Source organism: Gorillibacterium sp. sgz306347 (genome assembly GCF_059735245.1).
In genome coordinates this window covers 59,189-76,244 of record NZ_JCAPET010000024.1, presented here as the reverse complement: position 1 = coordinate 76,244, position 17,056 = coordinate 59,189, and the positions used below count along the sequence as shown (strand labels likewise).

Annotated in this window: 9 protein-coding genes; 7 read left to right on the top strand and 2 right to left on the bottom strand. The window is 60.2% G+C overall.

Going from position 1 to position 17,056, the window contains the following annotated elements; all coding sequences use genetic code 11:
- Nucleotides 1-463: 463 nt before the first annotated feature.
- Nucleotides 464-1,759, bottom strand: coding sequence for an MFS transporter (locus AC6I6H_RS14155; RefSeq protein ID WP_497954515.1), 1,296 nt, complete (start codon nucleotides 1,757-1,759; stop codon nucleotides 464-466).
- 115 nt (nucleotides 1,760-1,874) lie between these two features.
- On the opposite strand from AC6I6H_RS14155, the gene AC6I6H_RS14150 reads away from it, so the two are divergent.
- Together AC6I6H_RS14150 and AC6I6H_RS14145 are read left to right on the top strand one after the other, a co-directional pair.
- Complete coding sequence (locus AC6I6H_RS14150; RefSeq protein ID WP_497954514.1) at nucleotides 1,875-3,671, top strand: ABC transporter substrate-binding protein; 1,797 nt, start codon at nucleotides 1,875-1,877, stop codon at nucleotides 3,669-3,671.
- Between the two features lie 147 nt (nucleotides 3,672-3,818).
- Nucleotides 3,819-5,495: a glycoside hydrolase family 13 protein gene (locus AC6I6H_RS14145; protein ID WP_497954519.1), complete on the top strand. Its 1,677-nt coding sequence runs from the start codon at nucleotides 3,819-3,821 to the stop codon at nucleotides 5,493-5,495.
- 1,282 nt (nucleotides 5,496-6,777) lie between these two features.
- Here AC6I6H_RS14145 and AC6I6H_RS14140 read toward each other — a convergent pair.
- On the bottom strand, nucleotides 6,778-7,533 hold the full coding sequence (locus AC6I6H_RS14140; protein WP_497954513.1) for a MerR family transcriptional regulator: 756 nt from the start codon (nucleotides 7,531-7,533) through the stop codon (nucleotides 6,778-6,780).
- 329 nt (nucleotides 7,534-7,862) lie between these two features.
- Between AC6I6H_RS14140 and AC6I6H_RS14135 the strand changes: the two genes are divergently transcribed.
- The 5 genes from AC6I6H_RS14135 to AC6I6H_RS14115 all read left to right on the top strand — a co-directional run bounded on the left by AC6I6H_RS14135 (nucleotide 7,863) and on the right by AC6I6H_RS14115 (nucleotide 16,961).
- Nucleotides 7,863-9,266: a cytochrome ubiquinol oxidase subunit I gene (locus tag AC6I6H_RS14135; protein WP_497954511.1), complete on the top strand. Its 1,404-nt coding sequence runs from the start codon at nucleotides 7,863-7,865 to the stop codon at nucleotides 9,264-9,266.
- Nucleotides 9,256-10,269: a cytochrome d ubiquinol oxidase subunit II gene (gene cydB, locus AC6I6H_RS14130; RefSeq protein ID WP_497954510.1), complete on the top strand. Its 1,014-nt coding sequence runs from the start codon at nucleotides 9,256-9,258 to the stop codon at nucleotides 10,267-10,269. The genes AC6I6H_RS14135 and cydB overlap by 11 nt, the downstream gene beginning before the upstream one ends.
- A complete protein-coding gene (gene cydD / locus AC6I6H_RS14125) occupies nucleotides 10,269-12,128 on the top strand; it encodes a thiol reductant ABC exporter subunit CydD (RefSeq protein ID WP_497954509.1) in 1,860 nt (619 codons plus the stop codon). Before cydB ends, cydD begins: the two co-directional genes overlap by 1 nt.
- Nucleotides 12,125-14,263 (top strand): amino acid ABC transporter ATP-binding/permease protein, encoded by a 2,139-nt coding sequence (locus tag AC6I6H_RS14120; protein ID WP_497954508.1) that lies wholly within the window; start codon nucleotides 12,125-12,127, stop codon nucleotides 14,261-14,263. The genes cydD and AC6I6H_RS14120 overlap by 4 nt, the downstream gene beginning before the upstream one ends.
- Before the next feature lie 1,225 nt (nucleotides 14,264-15,488).
- Nucleotides 15,489-16,961 (top strand): protein-glutamate methylesterase/protein-glutamine glutaminase, encoded by a 1,473-nt coding sequence (locus AC6I6H_RS14115; RefSeq protein ID WP_497954507.1) that lies wholly within the window; start codon nucleotides 15,489-15,491, stop codon nucleotides 16,959-16,961.
- Nucleotides 16,962-17,056: the final 95 nt, after the last annotated feature.

The following is a 17,056-nucleotide window of genomic DNA, read 5'->3' as shown; positions in this document are numbered from 1 at the left end:
TATCTGTCTTGCACTAGAGGGTGTCCACTTTTTATACTAGCTGCACAGCGACACTTATTTTCGATGGTATCCCATTCCGAGCGCGAAATAATTCCCTACACGCACTTAATTCCGACTAAACAAGCGATATCCGAAGAAAAGCAGAGAAATAATTGCTTTCTTGCACCAATTCGGTCGAGGATAGTCGAATATGATGAGATTAGTTGCTTTTTTGCACTTCCTGTCCGCGCTGCAAGCGCGAAACCCTCCGGTTATTGGGAAATTCGCGCCCGCTGCCCCCTTTTGCACAAAAAATGGCTGCCGTGACTTTCTCGACAGCCTGGGGCGCGCTGACTTCTCCGCGCGCCTTCCGTATTTGCGAGGCTCGCCCGCGCCGTTTCCCCAGCCTGCGGCATCCCGCCAAGCCTCGGCTGCGGCCTTGCTTTTACCTGCCTCCCTGCGCAAATCCCCCGACCCCGCCGACTTACTTCGCCGGGACCCCAACCTTCGCGACGGCGGCAGCCGGCTGCTTGCGGCTGATCGCCGCCCGCATGCAGGCCAGTCCGGTCAGGCCGGTCAGCAGGAAAAAGACCGCCATGGCCGACGAAGGCAGCACCGCGCCGAGGCTGACGCCCAGCGCGCCGATCGCCTTGCCGCCCTGAAAAAGCAGGCTGTTGACCGCCATATACGAGCTTCGCGCGTTCTGGTCGACCATGCCGGCCAGCAGCGTTTGGCGGATCGGGATATGCACCAGCTCGCCCATCGTCGCCACGAAGACGGCCGCCACAATGACGGCGAGCGAGTTGGTGAAGCCGAGGATGCTGTAGCCCACCGTGTAGAGTACGACGCCGGCGTACATGATCGCGGGGTTTTCACGGAACCGTTTGACCAGCTTGATTAGCAGCATGGCGCAGCAGACAACCGTCAGCGTGTTTTCCAGCTCGATCAGGCTGATGGCGCGGATGCCGGTCATTTGAACCGAAAACCAGTCTCCGAACGACAGCTCGCGGGCGACAAACTCATGCCCGAGGCGAACGCCGATGTAATTGCCGGTATGATGCTCAAGCGAAAAGATCAGCAGCCCGCCCAGGCTGAACAGCAGAAACCGCCGGTCCGTGAGCACCAGCCGATAAGTCTGGGCCATGCCCCGCAGCAGGCCGATTTTTTCGCCGGCTTTGTTTTTCGCACCGGTGGCCGAGAAGGGAGCGGGACGGTAGTTGTCTTTAATGAGGAAAGCCGTCATCAGAAACGTAAGGACGCTGACCGCCGTCATGGCCAAAAAAAGCTCAAACCGGTGCGTAGCGAACAGCAAGCCGCCGATCAGCGAGCCGATGGCGATGGACAAGTTGTTGCACCAGTAGCCGATGCTGTACATGAAGCTGCGGGTTTCCTCGGTGCTGACGTCGATCAGCATCGCCTCGGAGGCCGGGTTCATGATGCCGCCGCAGGCATTTTGGATTACGAGCATGGCGTATGTCAGCCAAGCCGAATCCAGGTAAGGCGAATTGGCCAGCGCCATGACGGCCAGCGCCGCCACCTGCACCGATTGCGCCGCCACCAGGACAACCTTCCGCCCTTTCCGGTCGGCCAGATAACCGCCCCAGAAATTGCCGAGCATCTGTACGGGAACCGTGGCGAGCAAAAGCGCGCCCGCCAGTCCCTGCCCGAGCTTCTGGGCCAGGTACAGCGCCATGAACGGGAAAATCATCGTCGAGACCCCGCGGGTCAGGAACGAGGTGATGATGCGGACCCGAATGTTCGGATGCAGCTTGAAGAACATGCTTTTCACTCCCCCTGTCTGTACTTATAATTGTAGGCAAGAAAAGGAGAACAAAAAGGGCAGACCTTTTATGGTTATTTCCCCTTTTTGAAACCAAGCGAAAGGAGCGGTCCGCATGGACAGCAGAGAGCCTTATCTCCACCTTGCCTTCTCCCTGAAGGAGCAAGCGGCGGACGAGAAAAGCATTCCCGTGACGATGGACCGGCTGGCGGGGCTGCTGTACTGCACCAAACGGAATGTGCGGTTGGTGCTGCGCAAGCTGGAAGAGGAAGGGCTGATCGGCTGGGAAGGCGGCCGGGGGCGGGGAAACGTGTCCCGGCTGACGTTCCGGCAGGACCCGGAGAAGGTAGCCGTTGATTATTTGAGCGAGCTGCTGGAAAAGGAAAAGACAAAGGAGGCGATCGGCTTTGTACGCGGAGCGGCGCTTCCCGAAGGGCTGCGCGGCCGGCTCCGCGCGCAGCTGGATCAAGGCTTCGGCTTCCAGGTGGAGGAATCAGACAACCGGAGGCTCGATGTGCTGCGGATTCCCCGCGACCGGATGTTTTCCACGCTTGATCCGGTGCGCGTGGTGACCACGACGGAGGCGTTTTTGCTCGGCCAGATCTGCAGCCGGCTGGTCTCTTATGACCGGATCGAGAAGGTTTTCCGGCCGGAGCTGGCGCTGGCGTGGGAGACAAGCAAAGACGGGCTGGTCTGGACCTTTTACCTGCGCAAGGGCGTCCGCTTCCATCACGGGCGGGTGCTGACCGCGCGGGACGTGGCGCATACGGTGCAGCGCACCGCCGCCGCGGATTCGCCCGCCTGCTGGCAGTGCGAGGACATCGCTAAGGTGGAGGCGGAGGGAGAGCGGATCGTAACGTTCCGCCTCCGCCGGGCGAACGCCTTCCTGCTTAACATTCTGGCGGGGGTGGCCATGTCGATCCTGCCTTGGGACGTCGAGTTTTCCGCGCGGAGCATGATCGGCACCGGCCCTTTCCGCATGACGGAGCATAACGAAGGGGTGCTGATCCTGACGGCGTTCGACGATTACTACCGGGAACGGGCGTTTTTGGACCGGGTGGAAATGTGGCTTGTGCCCGGGCAAGAAGGCGCCTACGAGCGGCGCTATCTGCTCTCGGGCGGCAAAGGCTCGTCCGCGCTCAAAGTGCCCGGAACGGATGAAAAGGGACACGAGCCGGCCGGAGGGCGTTACCTGCTGTTCAATTTCCGCAAGCCCGGCGTGCATACGCATCCTGCGTTTCGTAAGGCCATGCGCCTGATCTACGACCGGGCCTCGCTTCTCCGCGCGCTGGGCGGAACCCGCTGCCAGGCCGCGGACAGCTTTTATCCGGCCGTCAGCGCCGGGCAGGTTTTCCCGGAGGCCGCGCTTGCCGACGCCGTTCCGCTTCTGCGGGAAAGCGGCTATGCCGGGGAAACGCTCCTGCTTTACGCTTTCGCAAAATCCGAGTCGGCCGAGGACGCCCGCTGGCTGGCGGACCGCTGCAGTGATGCGGGCGTGCGCGTAGACGTGAAGCTGTTTCCGGTGGAGGAGGCGGACGAGGTCGCGTCCTACCGGGAAGCGGATATGCTGGCGATGGAAGAGGTGCTGGAGGACGACACGGATTTCGGCTTCGCCCGGCTGTTCCGGGACCCGGCCTCCTTCGTTTACCGTTTGTTCGACGACAGGCAGCGGCAAAGGGTGGAGCGGGAGCTTTCCCGCTTTCTCGCAGCGCCCGCCGGAGAAGAGCGGGAAGCGGTCATCCGCCGGGTCGAGGCCCTTCTCCGCGAGGAAAAATGGCTGCTGTACGGCTATCACGTCAAAAAAAGATCGCGGGTCCCCGTCGAGCTCCAGGGCTTGTCCGTGGAGGCGTTCGGCTGGTTTGACCTGTCGAAGCTGTGGATCAAGCCGCAGCGGGACCGGGCGGAGGTGTGAACCGGAGTCCAAACGGGTGATCCGTCGAAAGGGCGCTTTTGATCCGGTCCTTTTTCAATCCCTTTTTCGGAAGTCGCTTGGCGGCAAAAAGGGTAAAGCTATGTGTGCAGGCATAGCGGAAAGGGAGGAATCGGCATGAGCGAACAGATGGCGCGGCACTGGTGGAAGGAAGCGGTGGTGTACCAGATTTACCCGCGCAGCTTTTTTGACAGCAACGGAGACGGCATCGGCGATTTGCCCGGTATCATTTCCAAACTGGATTACCTGAAGGACCTAGGCGTGGACGTGCTTTGGCTCTGTCCCGTTTACCGTTCCCCGAACGACGACAACGGCTACGACATCAGCGATTACCGAGCGATTGCGGGCGAGTACGGCACGATGGAGGACTGGGAGCGGCTGCTGGAGGAAGCGCATGCCCGCGGCATGAAGCTGATTATGGACCTGGTGGTGAACCACAGCTCGGACGAGCATCCCTGGTTCATCGAATCGCGTCGGTCGAAGGACAATCCCTACCGGGACTATTACATTTGGCGTCCGGGCAAAAACGGGGGGGAGCCGAACAATTGGGAATCTTTTTTCGAGGGATCGGTGTGGGAATATGATGAGCAGACGGACGAGTATTACCTGCATCTTTTTTCACGCAAGCAGCCGGATTTGAACTGGGAGAACCCGCAGGTGCGCCGGGAAGTGTACGACATGATGACCTGGTGGCTGGACAAGGGCATCGACGGCTTCCGCATGGACGTCATCAACTGCATTTCCAAAACAAAAGACTTGCCCAGCATCGAACCGGACGACGGAACGCTCCGAAACGGCGAGGTTTATTTTATGCACGGCCCGCGCGTGCACGAGTATCTTCAGGAGATGAACCGGGAGGTGCTGTCCCGCTACGACATCATGACGGTCGGGGAAACCGCAGGTGTGACGCCGGACCTCGCCAAGCTGTACGCCGGGGAAGACCGGAACGAGCTGAACATGGTGTTTCAGTTTGAGCTAATGGGAGTGGACGCCGGGCCGGGCGGAAAATGGAACACGGTCCCCTGGACGCTCGGCCAGATCAAGGAGATCATGAGCAAATGGCAGACCGAGCTGCACGGCGAAGCCTGGAACAGCTTGTACCTGAACAACCACGACCAGCCTCGCATGGTGTCGCGTTTCGGCGACGACGGGCGCTTCCGCAAGGAGTCGGCCAAGCTGCTCGGCACGTTCCTTCATACGCTGCAGGGCACGCCGTACCTTTACCAGGGGGAAGAAATCGGGATGACGAACGTCCGCTTCGAAACCCTGGCGGAATACCGGGATGTGGAGTCGCTCAACATGGCCCGCAAAATGCTGGCATCCGGCACCGAAGAGAAAAAGCTGATGGAAGCGATCTACGCCAAGGGCCGGGACAACGCGCGGACGCCGATGCAATGGAACGCGGACGAGCAGGCGGGGTTCACGACGGGCACGCCGTGGATCGCCGTGAATCCGAATTACAAGGAGATCAACGTGGAGGAAGCGCTGGCGGACCCGGATTCCATCTACCATTATTACCGGAAGCTGATCGCGCTCCGCAAAAAACACGAGGAAATCGTCTACGGCGATTATCGGCTGCTGCTGGCGGACCACCCGCAAATCTACGCCTTCCTCCGGACGCTGAACGAGAAGCGGCTGCTCGTAATCCTGAACTGGTCGGACCAGCCGGCCATTTACCGTCACCCCGGCGATGCGGAAAACCGCGGCTACGAGCTTTTGCTCTGCAACTGGAAAACGGAAAGCTGCGGCGATCTGACCTGGCTCGAGCTGCGCCCGTATGAGGCGCGTGTGTACCGGCTGAGCTAGGGCCCGCGTGTACTGGCCGAGCTAGAGGAGCGCGCGTGTACTGGAGGAGCTAGAGCAGCGCGTTTGCTGGATGAGCTATAGTGGTGGGCGTATGCAAGAGGAGCTAGAGTAATAGGCGTATGCTGGAGGAGCTAGATTGGCAGGCGTATGCTAGATGCGCTAGAGTGGTGGGCGTTTGCTGGATGCGCTAGAGTGGCGCGTTTGCTGGATGTCCTGGAATGGCCCGCGTATGCCACCTTAGCTTAGAGTAGGGCGCGTATGTCGCTTGATTTAGAGCAGCGGCGAGGGTGAGGAAGCGGACGAAGCCATAAAGCGGCTCTTTCCGGTCTCTACCCGGGCCGACCCTAGTGCACCAATAATCTGCTTGCCAATCCGGTTCATGGCGTGTATCCGAGTCCCTCGGCCGACCGATGCGGCAGCAATACCGCCGGGCGTGCGGTCCCCGGCGTGAAGCCGAGAAGCCCCAGCGGACCGCTGGGGCAGCAATACCGCCGGGCCGGCGACTTCCGGCTTGATAGCGTTAAGCCCCCGGCTAACTGCAGGGGCAGCAATACCGCCGGGCTGGCGACTTCCGGCTTGATAGCGTGAAGCCCCCGGCTAACTGCAGGGGCAGCAATACCGCCGGGCTGGCGACTTCCGGCTTGAGAGCGAAAAGCCGGGCTGTGCTGATGCGCCTCTTATCGCACAGCCGCAAACTTCCAAGTGCAAGCGCGAAGTCTCCGGCGACCGATGCGGCGGCAATAATACCGCTGACCGCGCAGATCCCCGCCTATATAGAGAAACCCGCGTGAAACCGTCATTTTGCCGTTCATATTGCTGGATGGTTCTTTTTCATGTTCTTCAACTACTAATGCATCCATCTTCCAGAGAAGCGAATGTTCGCAATGCCGGACTTTCTGTTATCTCTTGCAGGTGGATTTTTATTTGCACACGCGGTCCTGGCTGCTTTTACGGCTTGCGGCGTTCCTTTTCCTCCTCGCCCGGCACTATTGCTGCAATTGTGCAGGTTTATGAATCGCAGGGGGCGCTGTAAAAATAAAATGATGCGATTGTGCAGGATTTTTTGTATCAATCGGGCGTTTTCGCTTGTTGGAGCCCCAGATTAATGCATATTTGCAGCAATGCCTTCTTTCCTCGCCTTTTATGAGAAAGAATCCTGCACAATTGCAGCAATCAGTTCCTAGCCCTGTTACTTCTTAAGCTGCTCCACAGTTCCCCATGTCCGTAACGGCTCTCTATCGCGGAGAGGGATGCGCCGAACCGCACATATACCGGGACGGAACTACCTGCCGCCGGCGCCGGAGAAAGCGTCAGCTGCGACGAAGAGATAATAGGCCAGCCCGGTCTGCTGCTCTTCAAGCATCCGGCGGTGAAACTCATCGCCGAGAAAGAACCGCGTCTGTGCGGCCAAATCGGCCGCGGTTGACGGCAGGTCGCTCCTCTCCAGAAATGCCAGGTGCCGCTCAATCCGTGCGGTTACCTGGTTGTCCGTATGGCTGATGCCGGTTCGCAGCGCTTCCGCCATGGCTTGCAGAAATCCGGCTGCTTCCGAAGCCGCATCGTTCAGTTTCGCAACGTCCTTTTCTCCCGAGGCGAGCAAATCCACCCCGTAAGACTCCGCCAAATGCTCGTTTTGCTCCCGAAGCGCCTCGTTCCATTGGGCCTCCGTTTGAAAACCCCGAAACAGCTCCTTTTCGTTCATCGGGTTTCCATCCTCCTTGTTGGCTTTTGTTTTGCGCAGCGTTTCAATGATGGTCTCCAGCCGCTGTTTGCGCTGAACAAGCAGTTCTTCCTGCCGCGAAAGAATCGCCGCGGTTTCCGGATTGCCTGTCAGAAGCCGGGCGATTTCCTCCAGCGGAAAATCCAGCTCCCGGTACGCCATGATCTGCTGCAGGCGTTCCAGTTCTTCCGCCCCGTAGAGCCGGTATCCGGCGTCACTGATCCGGCGCGGCGCAAGCAGGCCGATTTTGTGGTAATAGTGAAGCGTTTTGACGGTAACGCCGGACAGGGCGGCGACTTCTTTGACGGTATGCAGCATGCGGCCAACTCCTTTCAAATGAAAGTGTAAGGGCTCCTCCAAGAGGAGAGTCAAGAGGCTTGGTTTACTTATTTTAGCGGTGGCAGGAAAGAGAAGGACAGGGCAGGAGGCGTCATCGGGAACAGCGGATTTTGTCCTTTTTCGGGTAAGAAATGCGCCTTTTGTCGACCATATCAAAAATAATGAGAAATGTCACAAAGTATTGTGAAATCTGACACAAAATCGCCGCATATACTGTGATCCGCCACACATCAATTGTGATATAAATCATAATGTGATAATTCTTCTAAACCAACAAACCAAAGAAATTCTAGAAAAGGGGACTGGGTATGGATCCGGTAATGCTTTCGCGGCTGCAGTTCGCGATTACCACGATTTATCATTTTTTCTTTGTGCCGCTATCCATCGGTCTGGCCTTGTTCGTGGCGATCGTCGAAACGATGTACGTCCGGACGGGCAAAGAAGAGTACAAACGGTTAGCAAAATTTTGGGGCAAACTGTTTTTAATCAACTTCGCGGTCGGAGTGGTCACGGGGATTTTGCAGGAATTCCAGTTCGGCATGAACTGGTCCGCGTATTCCCGCTTCGTCGGCGACGTGTTCGGCGCGCCGCTTGCGGTTGAAGCGCTGCTCGCCTTTTTCCTGGAATCGACGTTCATCGGCCTGTGGATTTTCGGCTGGGACCGGTTGTCCAAAAAGCTGCATGCCATGTGCATTTGGCTGGTGTTTATCGGCACCGTGTTCTCGGCGTTCTGGATTCTGCTCGCCAACTCGTTCATGCAGCGGCCTGTCGGGTTTGAAATCAACAACGGGCGCGCCGAGATGAATGATTTCCTTGCGCTGATCACGAACGGCCAGCTGCTGGTCGAATTCCCGCATACGATTTTCGGCGCTTTCCTGACGGGCGCGGCTTTTATCGCCGGCGTCAGCGCCTGGAAGGTGTTCAAGAAGCAAGAGAAAGAGCTGTTCAAGCCGATGCTGCTGATCTCCTCGGTCGTCGGGCTGATCGCCTTCTTCGGCATCGCTTTTTCGGGTCACGCCCAGGCGCAATACCTGGTTAAAACCCAGCCGATGAAAATGGCCGCCGCCGAAGCCCAATGGGGCAAGAGCGGAGACCCGGCGCCCTGGTCGGTATTTGCGAAGATCGACACGGTGAACCAAAAGAACGATTTTGACATTCAAATTCCCGGTCTGCTCAGCTTCCTTTCCTACAGCAAGTTTTCCGGAGAGGTAAAGGGCATGCTCGAGCTGAATGAAGAATACCAGCAAAAATACGGCCCCGGCGACTACATCCCGCCGGTGAAAACCACCTATTGGAGCTTCCGCATCATGATCGGGGCGGGCGTCGTCAGCTTCCTGCTGATGGCCGGCGTGCTGTACCTGGCGTGGCGCAAGCGGATGGATTCGGCGAAGCCGTGGTTTATGCGCGCGCTGGTCTGGGGGATTCCGATGCCGTTTATCGCCAATACGGCGGGCTGGATCATGACGGAGGTCGGCCGCCAGCCGTGGACCGTGTTCGGCCTGTTCAAGACCGAGCAAAGCGTTTCGCCTTCGGTGACGGGCGGGCAGGTCCTTTTCTCGATCATCTCGTTTTCGCTCATTTACACCATGCTCGCGATCGTCATGACCTACCTGTTCGTGAAAGTAATTAAAAAAGGGACGCTGGAGCAAGACACGAAACCGAAGGTGTCCGCCGATCCGTTTGGCAAAGGGGGTCCTAACGATGTCTCTTAACGAACTTTGGTTCATTCTCGTTGCGGTTCTTTTCGTCGGCTTCTTCTTCCTTGAAGGCTTCGACTTCGGGGTCGGCATGTCGACCAAGCTGCTGGCCCGCACGGACGGGGAACGGCGCGTTCTGATCAACTCCATCGGCCCGTTCTGGGACGCCAACGAAGTTTGGCTGATCACCGCCGGCGGCGCGATGTTCGCCGCTTTTCCCAACTGGTACGCGACTTTGTTCAGCGGCTATTATACCCCGCTGGTCGTCGTGCTGCTGGCCCTCATCGCCCGCGGCGTCGCATTCGAATTCCGCGGCAAAGGCGACAGCGAAGCCTGGAAAAAAACTTGGGATTGGGCCGTTTTCCTCGGCAGCCTGCTGCCCCCGCTTCTGTTCGGCGTTGTTTTCGCCGGCCTGATGAAGGGTCTTCCAATCGGGGAAGACATGGAGATGCGCGCCGGAATTTTCGATATGGTCAACGGGTATACTCTGCTCGGAGGCGTTACGGTTTTGATGCTTTGCCTGGTGCACGGCCTTGTGTTTACTACGCTCCGCACGAGCGGGGAATTGCAGGACCGGGCCCGCTCGCTGGCGCGGAAGCTGCTGATTCCGCTCGCCGTTCTGGTCGTTGCTTTCGCTATTCTGACGTACACCATGACCGATATGTTTGAACAACGCGGCCTCGCGCTTATCCTGATGGCCGCCGCGGGCGCGGTGGCGTTCCTCTTGGCCGGCTATTTCATGAAGCTCAAGAAAGACGGCTGGGCGTTCGGCATGACGGGGCTTGTCATTGCGCTCGGGTTTTCGGGCGTATTCGTGGGGATGTTCCCCCGCGTCATGATCAGCTCGATCAGCGAAGCGTTCAGTCTGACGATTCACAATGCCGCCTCGGGCCATTACTCGCTGAGGGTGATGACGATCGTGGCGCTCACTTTGCTTCCTTTTGTGCTCGGGTATCAGGCGTGGAGCTATTTCGTGTTCCACAAACGGGTGCATGAGAAGCAGCATCTGGAGTACTGATGGGAAAAGGACTCTTAAAATTCAAAGGCATCCGCCCGGTGATGGCGGTTCTGACGGGGCTTACGCTCCTTCAGGCCGCCGCCATCATCCTTCAAGCCAAGTGGCTGGCGGAGCTGCTTTCGTCGCTTTTTGCCGGCGAACCGATGCGGGAACAGTATGGCGTCAGCCTGCTGTTCCTTCTGGCGTTCATTGTCCGCCAAGTGCTCTCGCTCCTGCAGCAGAAAATCGCGTACCGGTTCGCCGAAAAGACGGCCTCCGGGCTGCGCGCCCGGCTGCTGGAGCGGCTGTTTCAGCTTGGCCCCCGGTTTGCCCGCGAGAAAGGAACGGGCAGCCTCGTCACCCTTGCGCTGGAGGGCGTGACGCAGTTCCGCACATACCTAGAGCTGTTTTTGCCCCGGATGATCTCGATGGGCGTCGTGCCGGGCTTGATCCTGCTGTATGTTTACTACCGGGACGCGTCCTCGGGCGTAATCCTCACGATAACCCTGCCGATCATGATCGTGTTTCTGGCTTTGGTCGGCCTGGCGGCGCGGGCGCAAACCAATAAGCAGCTGGCGACGTACCGGGTGCTGTCGAACCATTTTGTGGACTCGCTGCGCGGGCTGGAAACGCTCAAGGTGCTCGGCCGCAGCCGCGAGCACAGCAAAAGCATCCGCCGGGTCAGCGACCGCTACCGGTCGGCTACGATGAAGACGCTGCGCGTCGCGTTTCTCTCGTCGTTCGCCCTCGACTTTTTCACGATGCTGTCCATCGCGCTAGTTGCGGTGGGCCTCGGCCTGCGGCTGATCGAGGAAGAAATGACGCTGGTCACCGGGCTGACGGTCCTGATCCTGGCGCCGGAATATTTCCTCCCGGTGCGGATGGTCGGGAACGATTATCACGCGACCCAAAACGGGAAGCAGGCCGGGGAGACGATCCAGGCGGTGCTGGACGCGCAGGACCCGGCGGAGGCAGGCCGGGAAGACGCGAACGGAGGGGAAACGCCGCAGGCAAAGTCGCCTGAAGCGGTGTTCGGCGCGTCTGGCCTAACGGCCGATCCCGCCGCAAAGCGGCTGGGCGATCCGGCGGCAGACGCGTCTGGCCCAACGGCCGATTCCATCGCAAAGCGGGTAGGCGATCCGGCTGCCGTGCTGGAGATTGAAGGGCTGACGGTACGTTACGAGGCGGAAGGAGTCGCATCTCTGAACGGCGTCACGTTTAAGACGCGGGGCGGCCGCAAAATCGGCGTCATCGGCGAAAGCGGAGCCGGCAAATCGACGCTGATCGAAGCGCTCGGCGGTTTTTTGCCGGCACAGAGCGGACGCGTTCTGGTAGACGGAGCGCCGGCGGATTTGGCGTCGGACGGCTGGAGAAGCCAGATCACCTATATTCCGCAGCAGCCGTACCTGTTCCAATGCTCGCTCGCCGACAACATCCGGTTTTACCATCCGGAAGCGAGCCGTGAGGAAGTGCTGGCCGCGGCGGAAGCGGCGGGCCTTGCGGACGTGATCCGCAGCCTGCCGAACGGGCTCGACGAGCCGCTTGGCGGAGGAGGCCGTTCTTTAAGCGGCGGACAGGAGCAGCGCGTGGCGCTCGCCCGCGCTTTCTTGAGCCGGCGTCCGGTGATGCTGCTGGACGAGCCGACCGCGCACCTGGACATTGAAACGGAATATGAGCTCAAAGAAACGATGCTGCCGCTTTTTGAAGGCAGGCTTGTCTTTCTCGCCACGCACCGCCTTCACTGGATGCCCGACATGGACCTGATCCTGGTGATACATGACGGCAAAGTGGCGGAAGCGGGGACGCACGAAGAGCTGCTGGCGGCCACAGGCGTCTACTACGGGCTGGTTGCAGCGGATGAAGAGGAGGGGATGGAATGAAACGAAACGGCTGGCTGGCCCCTTATCTGCGTGCGCACGCCGCGAGCTTTACGGCGATTGTGCTGCTCAGCGCGCTGACGCTGCTTTCGGCGGGCATGCTGATGTTTACGTCCGGCTTTCTCATTTCCAAGTCTTCGATCCCGCCTGAAAACATCTTGCTGGTGTACGTCCCGATCGTCGGGGTGCGCACGTTCGGCCTCGCCCGTTCGGTGCTGCATTATGTGGAGCGGCTGATCGGCCACAACGCGGTGCTGAAGGTGCTGTCGCAAATGCGCGTCCGCCTGTACCGCGTGCTGGAGCCGCAGGCTCTGTTCGTCCGGTCCCGGTTTGCGACCGGCGATCTGCTCGGCGTGTTGGCGGAAGACATCGAGCAGCTTCAAAATGTTTACCTGCGGACGATTTTTCCCGCCGCGGTTTCCGTGCTTCTTTACGCCGCGGTGGTCGGCGTGATCGGAGCTTTTGACCCGATGTTCGGGCTGCTGACCGCGGTTTACCTGCTGATCCTGCTTGTGCTGCTGCCGTACTTGTCCCTTCGGATTACCAAGGCCGCCCAAGTACGGATGCGGACCGAGCGCGGGGCGCTGTACGGCAAGCTGACGGACGCGGTGCTCGGCATCGGCGATTGGGTAATCAGCGGCCGCTCGGCCGCGTTTGTCGCCGGTTACGAAGAGGACGAGCGCAAGGTGGCGGCCCTCGACCGCCGGCTGCGCAGCTTCGCGCATTGGCGAACGTTCGCCGCGCAGCTTACGTCGGGCGTGGCCGTTATCCTGATCGCCGTCTGGGCGAGCGGCCAATACGATGCGGGCCGCATCCCGGCGACGATGATCGCGGCCTGTGTCCTAGCGATCATTCCGCTGATGGACGCGTTCCTCCCGGTTTCGGAGGCGGTGGAGAAAATCCCGCCTTACCGGGAGTCGCTGTTCCGGCTGGAGGACATCGAAGCGCGGTCCGGCTCGTTCGTGCCTGTTTCGGAGGCTGAGGGGAAGGGGAGAGACGGAGCGGAAGTTGGCGCTGATGGCTCGGCGCGGTCCGGCTCGTTCGTGCCTGTTTCGGAGGCTGAGGGGAAGGGGAGAGATGGAGCGGAAGTTGGCGCTGATGGCTCGGCGCGGTCCGGCTCGTTCGTGCCTGTTTCGGAGGCTGAGGGGAAGGAGAGAGACGGAGCGGAAGCCGGCGCCAGGGCGGCGATTTTGGCGCGGGGAGCCGGCAATGCCGGGCTGCCGAAGGAAACGGCCGATTCTGCCCGCGTCTTCGGTGATACGCCGCTGTCGCAGAAAGCGGCGGATGCGGCAAGCGCCGGGGATAACCCGGCGCCGTCCTCCGCGCGCAGCCATGCAGCCCAGGCGCATATCCGGCTCGAGCATGCGGGCTATCGCTACGAGGGAGACGGGGAGGCTGCGGCGGTCAGAACCGCCGGGGCAGCTCCGGCTGCCGCGCTTGCGGACATCTCGCTCGACATCCCGCAGGGGCGCAGGATTGCCGTGCTTGGCCGCAGCGGAGCGGGCAAATCCACGCTCCTCAAGCTGATCCAGGGCGCGCTTGCACCGGTCTCCGGAACCGTCCGGTTGAACGGCCGGGACGCGGTCTCCTGGGGCGAAAAGATTCCGGCGTATATCTCTGTGCTGAACCAAAGCCCGCATTTGTTCGACACGACACTGGCGAACAACATCCGGCTGGGCAACCCCGACGCGGAAGACGCCGAGGTCGCCGAAGCGGCGCGCAAGGCGCAGCTTGGAGCGCTCGTCGACAGCCTCCCGGAGGGGCTGGACACGCCGATGCGCGAAGCCGGTCAGCGGTTCTCCGGCGGGGAGCGGCAGCGCGTCGCGCTTGCGCGAATTTTGCTGCAGGACGCACCTGTCGTCATTCTTGACGAGCCGACGGTCGGTCTGGACCCGCGTACGGAACGCGAGCTCCTCGCCACCTTCGAAACCGCCCTCGCGGGCAAAACGCTGATCTGGGTCACCCATCACCTGGTCGGCGTGGAGCGGATGGACGAAGTGATCTTTATGGAAGCGGGACGGATCGTTATGCGTGGCACCCACGCCGAACTGATGGCCAACTTCCCGCGGTACCGGAACCTGTACCGGCTGGACCGGCCGACCATTAGCCGGACAATGGAGCGGCATCCCGCCGGATAACAGCGGTACTCTGCCGAATAACAGCCGGCGTGACGAACAAAAGCGGATCCGGGAAGGCCTCAGGCTTTCTCCGATCCGCTTTTTTATTCGCAACGTTCATCCATTGGCGAAAAAGCCTCCGCATGCATGTTTTGAGGTGAGAGGAAGGGTTGCACCAGAGGGTGGATTCGTTTGGATCACACTGACGTCCCGGCAAAATGAGATGAATTAGGGATACCATACTTGGTTTAATTTGTTTTCGATGACCGCCATTCTGCTTGCAGGGGCATTAACCTCAAGCGGTTGGCCCAAAGCTTTCTCGATTTGTCTGATGTCATACGCAACTTTGATCGTAAAACAAACTCCGAAGCTTGATTATTAGTCGAGCGCAGTGGCCTTTGTGGCTAACGGTTGCCACAGCGCTTATTTGGGTCAAAATGGCTCTTTAATAAATCTAACGGTTGCCACAGCGCTTATTACGGGGGAAACGAGCCGAAAGCAAGCAAAAAAGCAAAAATAGCCGCTGTGGCAACCGTTAGAAATCGCAACCCCTCTTTTTTGGGCAAATAAGCGCTGTGGCAACCGTTACAGCGGCCGTTGAGCAAATCGGAAGCGTTGGCGATCGGACTTTAATCGTCTTCTGGTCACTATTGCATAAGGTCCCTAAGTCGCCGCGCCCCGCCGCGCGCCCCGCCCGTCGTGCGTTCCGCGTGTCGCGCTTCGCCCGCTGCGCACTCCGCCGCCGCGCGCCCCGCCCGTCGTGCGTTCCGCGTGTCGCGCTTCGCCCGCTGCGCACTCCGCCGCCGCGCGCCTCGCCCGTCGTGCGTTCCGCGTGTCGCGCTTCGCCCGCTGCGCACTCCGCCGCCGTGCGCCTCGCCCGTCGTGCGTTCCGCGTGTCGCGCTTCGCCCGCTGCGCACTCCGCCGCCGCGCTTCTTGCTCGCCTCGTTATCACGCCACTCGGCCCGCAAGCCGTCTCTTTTTCTGCGAAAAAGGGCGGTGCGGGCCGTTTTTCGCCTCCGCCATGCGGCCAAGCCGGAAAACCTTGTCCAATCCTGCCGGCGGAGGTTGAAGCGGGCCCGGAAAAATTATAAAATTTCGTTAGGGGCTTTGGTTCCAACAAGAGGACCGCGTCCATCTTTCCGGCAGCCGTTTGGACCGGCTTGTTTTGCCGCAAGGCGAAGAAGCAGGGCGCGGACGGCGCTGCAGAAGGACGACAACCGTAGGTCGGGGAAGGAAGATGGCTTCATGAGGAACACGAAAGTAATGGTTGTCGATGATTCGGCTTTTATGCGTAAAATCATTTCCCAAATGATCGAGGAAGACCCCGAATTGGCTGTCGTGGGGACGGCGCGTAACGGTCTGGACGCCCTGGAGAAAATCGAAGGGCTGAAGCCCGATGTCGTCACGATGGACGTGGAGATGCCGGGCATGAACGGTCTGGACGCCGTGGAAGCCATCATGGCGAAATATCCGGTGCCGATCATTATGGTCAGCTCGCTTACGACGGAGCGCGCCAATACCACGATCGAAGCTTTGCGACGCGGAGCGGCCGACTTTATCGCCAAACCGTCCAACGGTTCATTTAACGATATCCGCACAGTAAATAGAGAACTGATCGCCAAGGTGAAAGCGCTTGGAGGCACGGACAAAGCGATCTTCGCCAAAGCGGCGGAGCAGCGGCCGGCACCTGAGCCGCGACGGCCGGCGGCGCCTGCGGGAGAGAAGGAAGCCCGGGCAAAGGACCCGGCATCTCCGGAGGGGAAAGAACTGCGGGCGAAGAACGCGGCGCTTTCAGAGGAGAAAGAATCCTGGGCGAAGAACCCGGCACCCGTGGAGGGAAAGGAACTGCGGGCAAAGAACGCGGCGCCCCTGGAGGAGATAGAGCTCCGGGCCAAGGCCGCGCCTTCTCAGGGAGAGAAGGAGTCCCGGGGCAAAGCCGCGACTTCCGCAGGAGAGAAGGAGCCCCGGGGCAAAGCTCCGTCTTCCGTGCAGCCGCTTGCGCAGACACCGGCGTCTTCTCCGGTTCAACCGTCCATTCCGAAAAACGAGGCGCCCTTTGCCGGTTACGCCGCTGCCATGCCGCGCCCGGAAATGAAAACGGTCTCGGGTACGCCCTCGACTTCCGTCGGCGCGTCGGCATTCCGCGACCTGGTGGCCATCGGAACATCGACAGGCGGTCCGAAGGCGCTCGACGTCGTCCTGCGGATGATTCCGGAAAATTTCAGCGCCCCGATCCTGATCGTTCAGCACATGCCGCCCAAGTTTACGCAGTCGCTGGCCAACCGGCTGGATCAATTTTGCCGGATTCGGGTCAAAGAGGCCGAGCAGGGCGAAATAGTCAAGGCGGGCACGGCCTATATCGCGCCCGGCGGTTACCATATGACGGCGGATTATTCGGGCGGCGCGCTGCGCGTGGTGCTCACCTTGGACGAACCGGTGAACGGCCATCGGCCTTCAGTCGATACGCTTTTTGCTTCGGTTTCGCAGCTGGGCCAGTTCCGTCGGCATTATGTCATCCTGACCGGAATGGGCGGGGATGGCGCAAAGGCGATGGCGGCCGCGAAACAGTCGGGGGCCGCCGCCACGACGATCGCCGAAGCGAAAGAAACCTGCATTGTCTACGGCATGCCGAGGGTAGCGGTGGAGATGAACTGCGTCGATCACGTGCTGCCGCTGCACCGGGTGGCCGACCAGATCGTTCAGTCCGTTCATTCCTGACGCAACCTCGTCCGGCGGCCTGACGCATAAACCGCTTCAAAAACAAGCACACTAAGCTCAGACCCCGTGAAACGGATTCGTTCCAGCGAATCCGT

Excerpts from the sequence above, each read along its gene's own strand:
- AC6I6H_RS14155 (WP_497954515.1), bottom strand. The coding sequence starts at position 1,759 with ATGTTCTTCAAGCTGCATCCGAACATTCGGGTCCGCATCATCACCTCG.
- AC6I6H_RS14150 (WP_497954514.1), top strand. The coding sequence starts at position 1,875 with ATGGACAGCAGAGAGCCTTATCTCCACCTTGCCTTCTCCCTGAAGGAG.
- AC6I6H_RS14145 (WP_497954519.1), top strand. The coding sequence starts at position 3,819 with ATGGCGCGGCACTGGTGGAAGGAAGCGGTGGTGTACCAGATTTACCCG.
- AC6I6H_RS14140 (WP_497954513.1), bottom strand. The coding sequence starts at position 7,533 with ATGCTGCATACCGTCAAAGAAGTCGCCGCCCTGTCCGGCGTTACCGTC.
- AC6I6H_RS14135 (WP_497954511.1), top strand. The coding sequence starts at position 7,863 with ATGGATCCGGTAATGCTTTCGCGGCTGCAGTTCGCGATTACCACGATT.
- cydB (WP_497954510.1), top strand. The coding sequence starts at position 9,256 with ATGTCTCTTAACGAACTTTGGTTCATTCTCGTTGCGGTTCTTTTCGTC.
- cydD (WP_497954509.1), top strand. The coding sequence starts at position 10,269 with ATGGGAAAAGGACTCTTAAAATTCAAAGGCATCCGCCCGGTGATGGCG.
- AC6I6H_RS14120 (WP_497954508.1), top strand. The coding sequence starts at position 12,125 with ATGAAACGAAACGGCTGGCTGGCCCCTTATCTGCGTGCGCACGCCGCG.
- AC6I6H_RS14115 (WP_497954507.1), top strand. The coding sequence starts at position 15,489 with ATGAGGAACACGAAAGTAATGGTTGTCGATGATTCGGCTTTTATGCGT.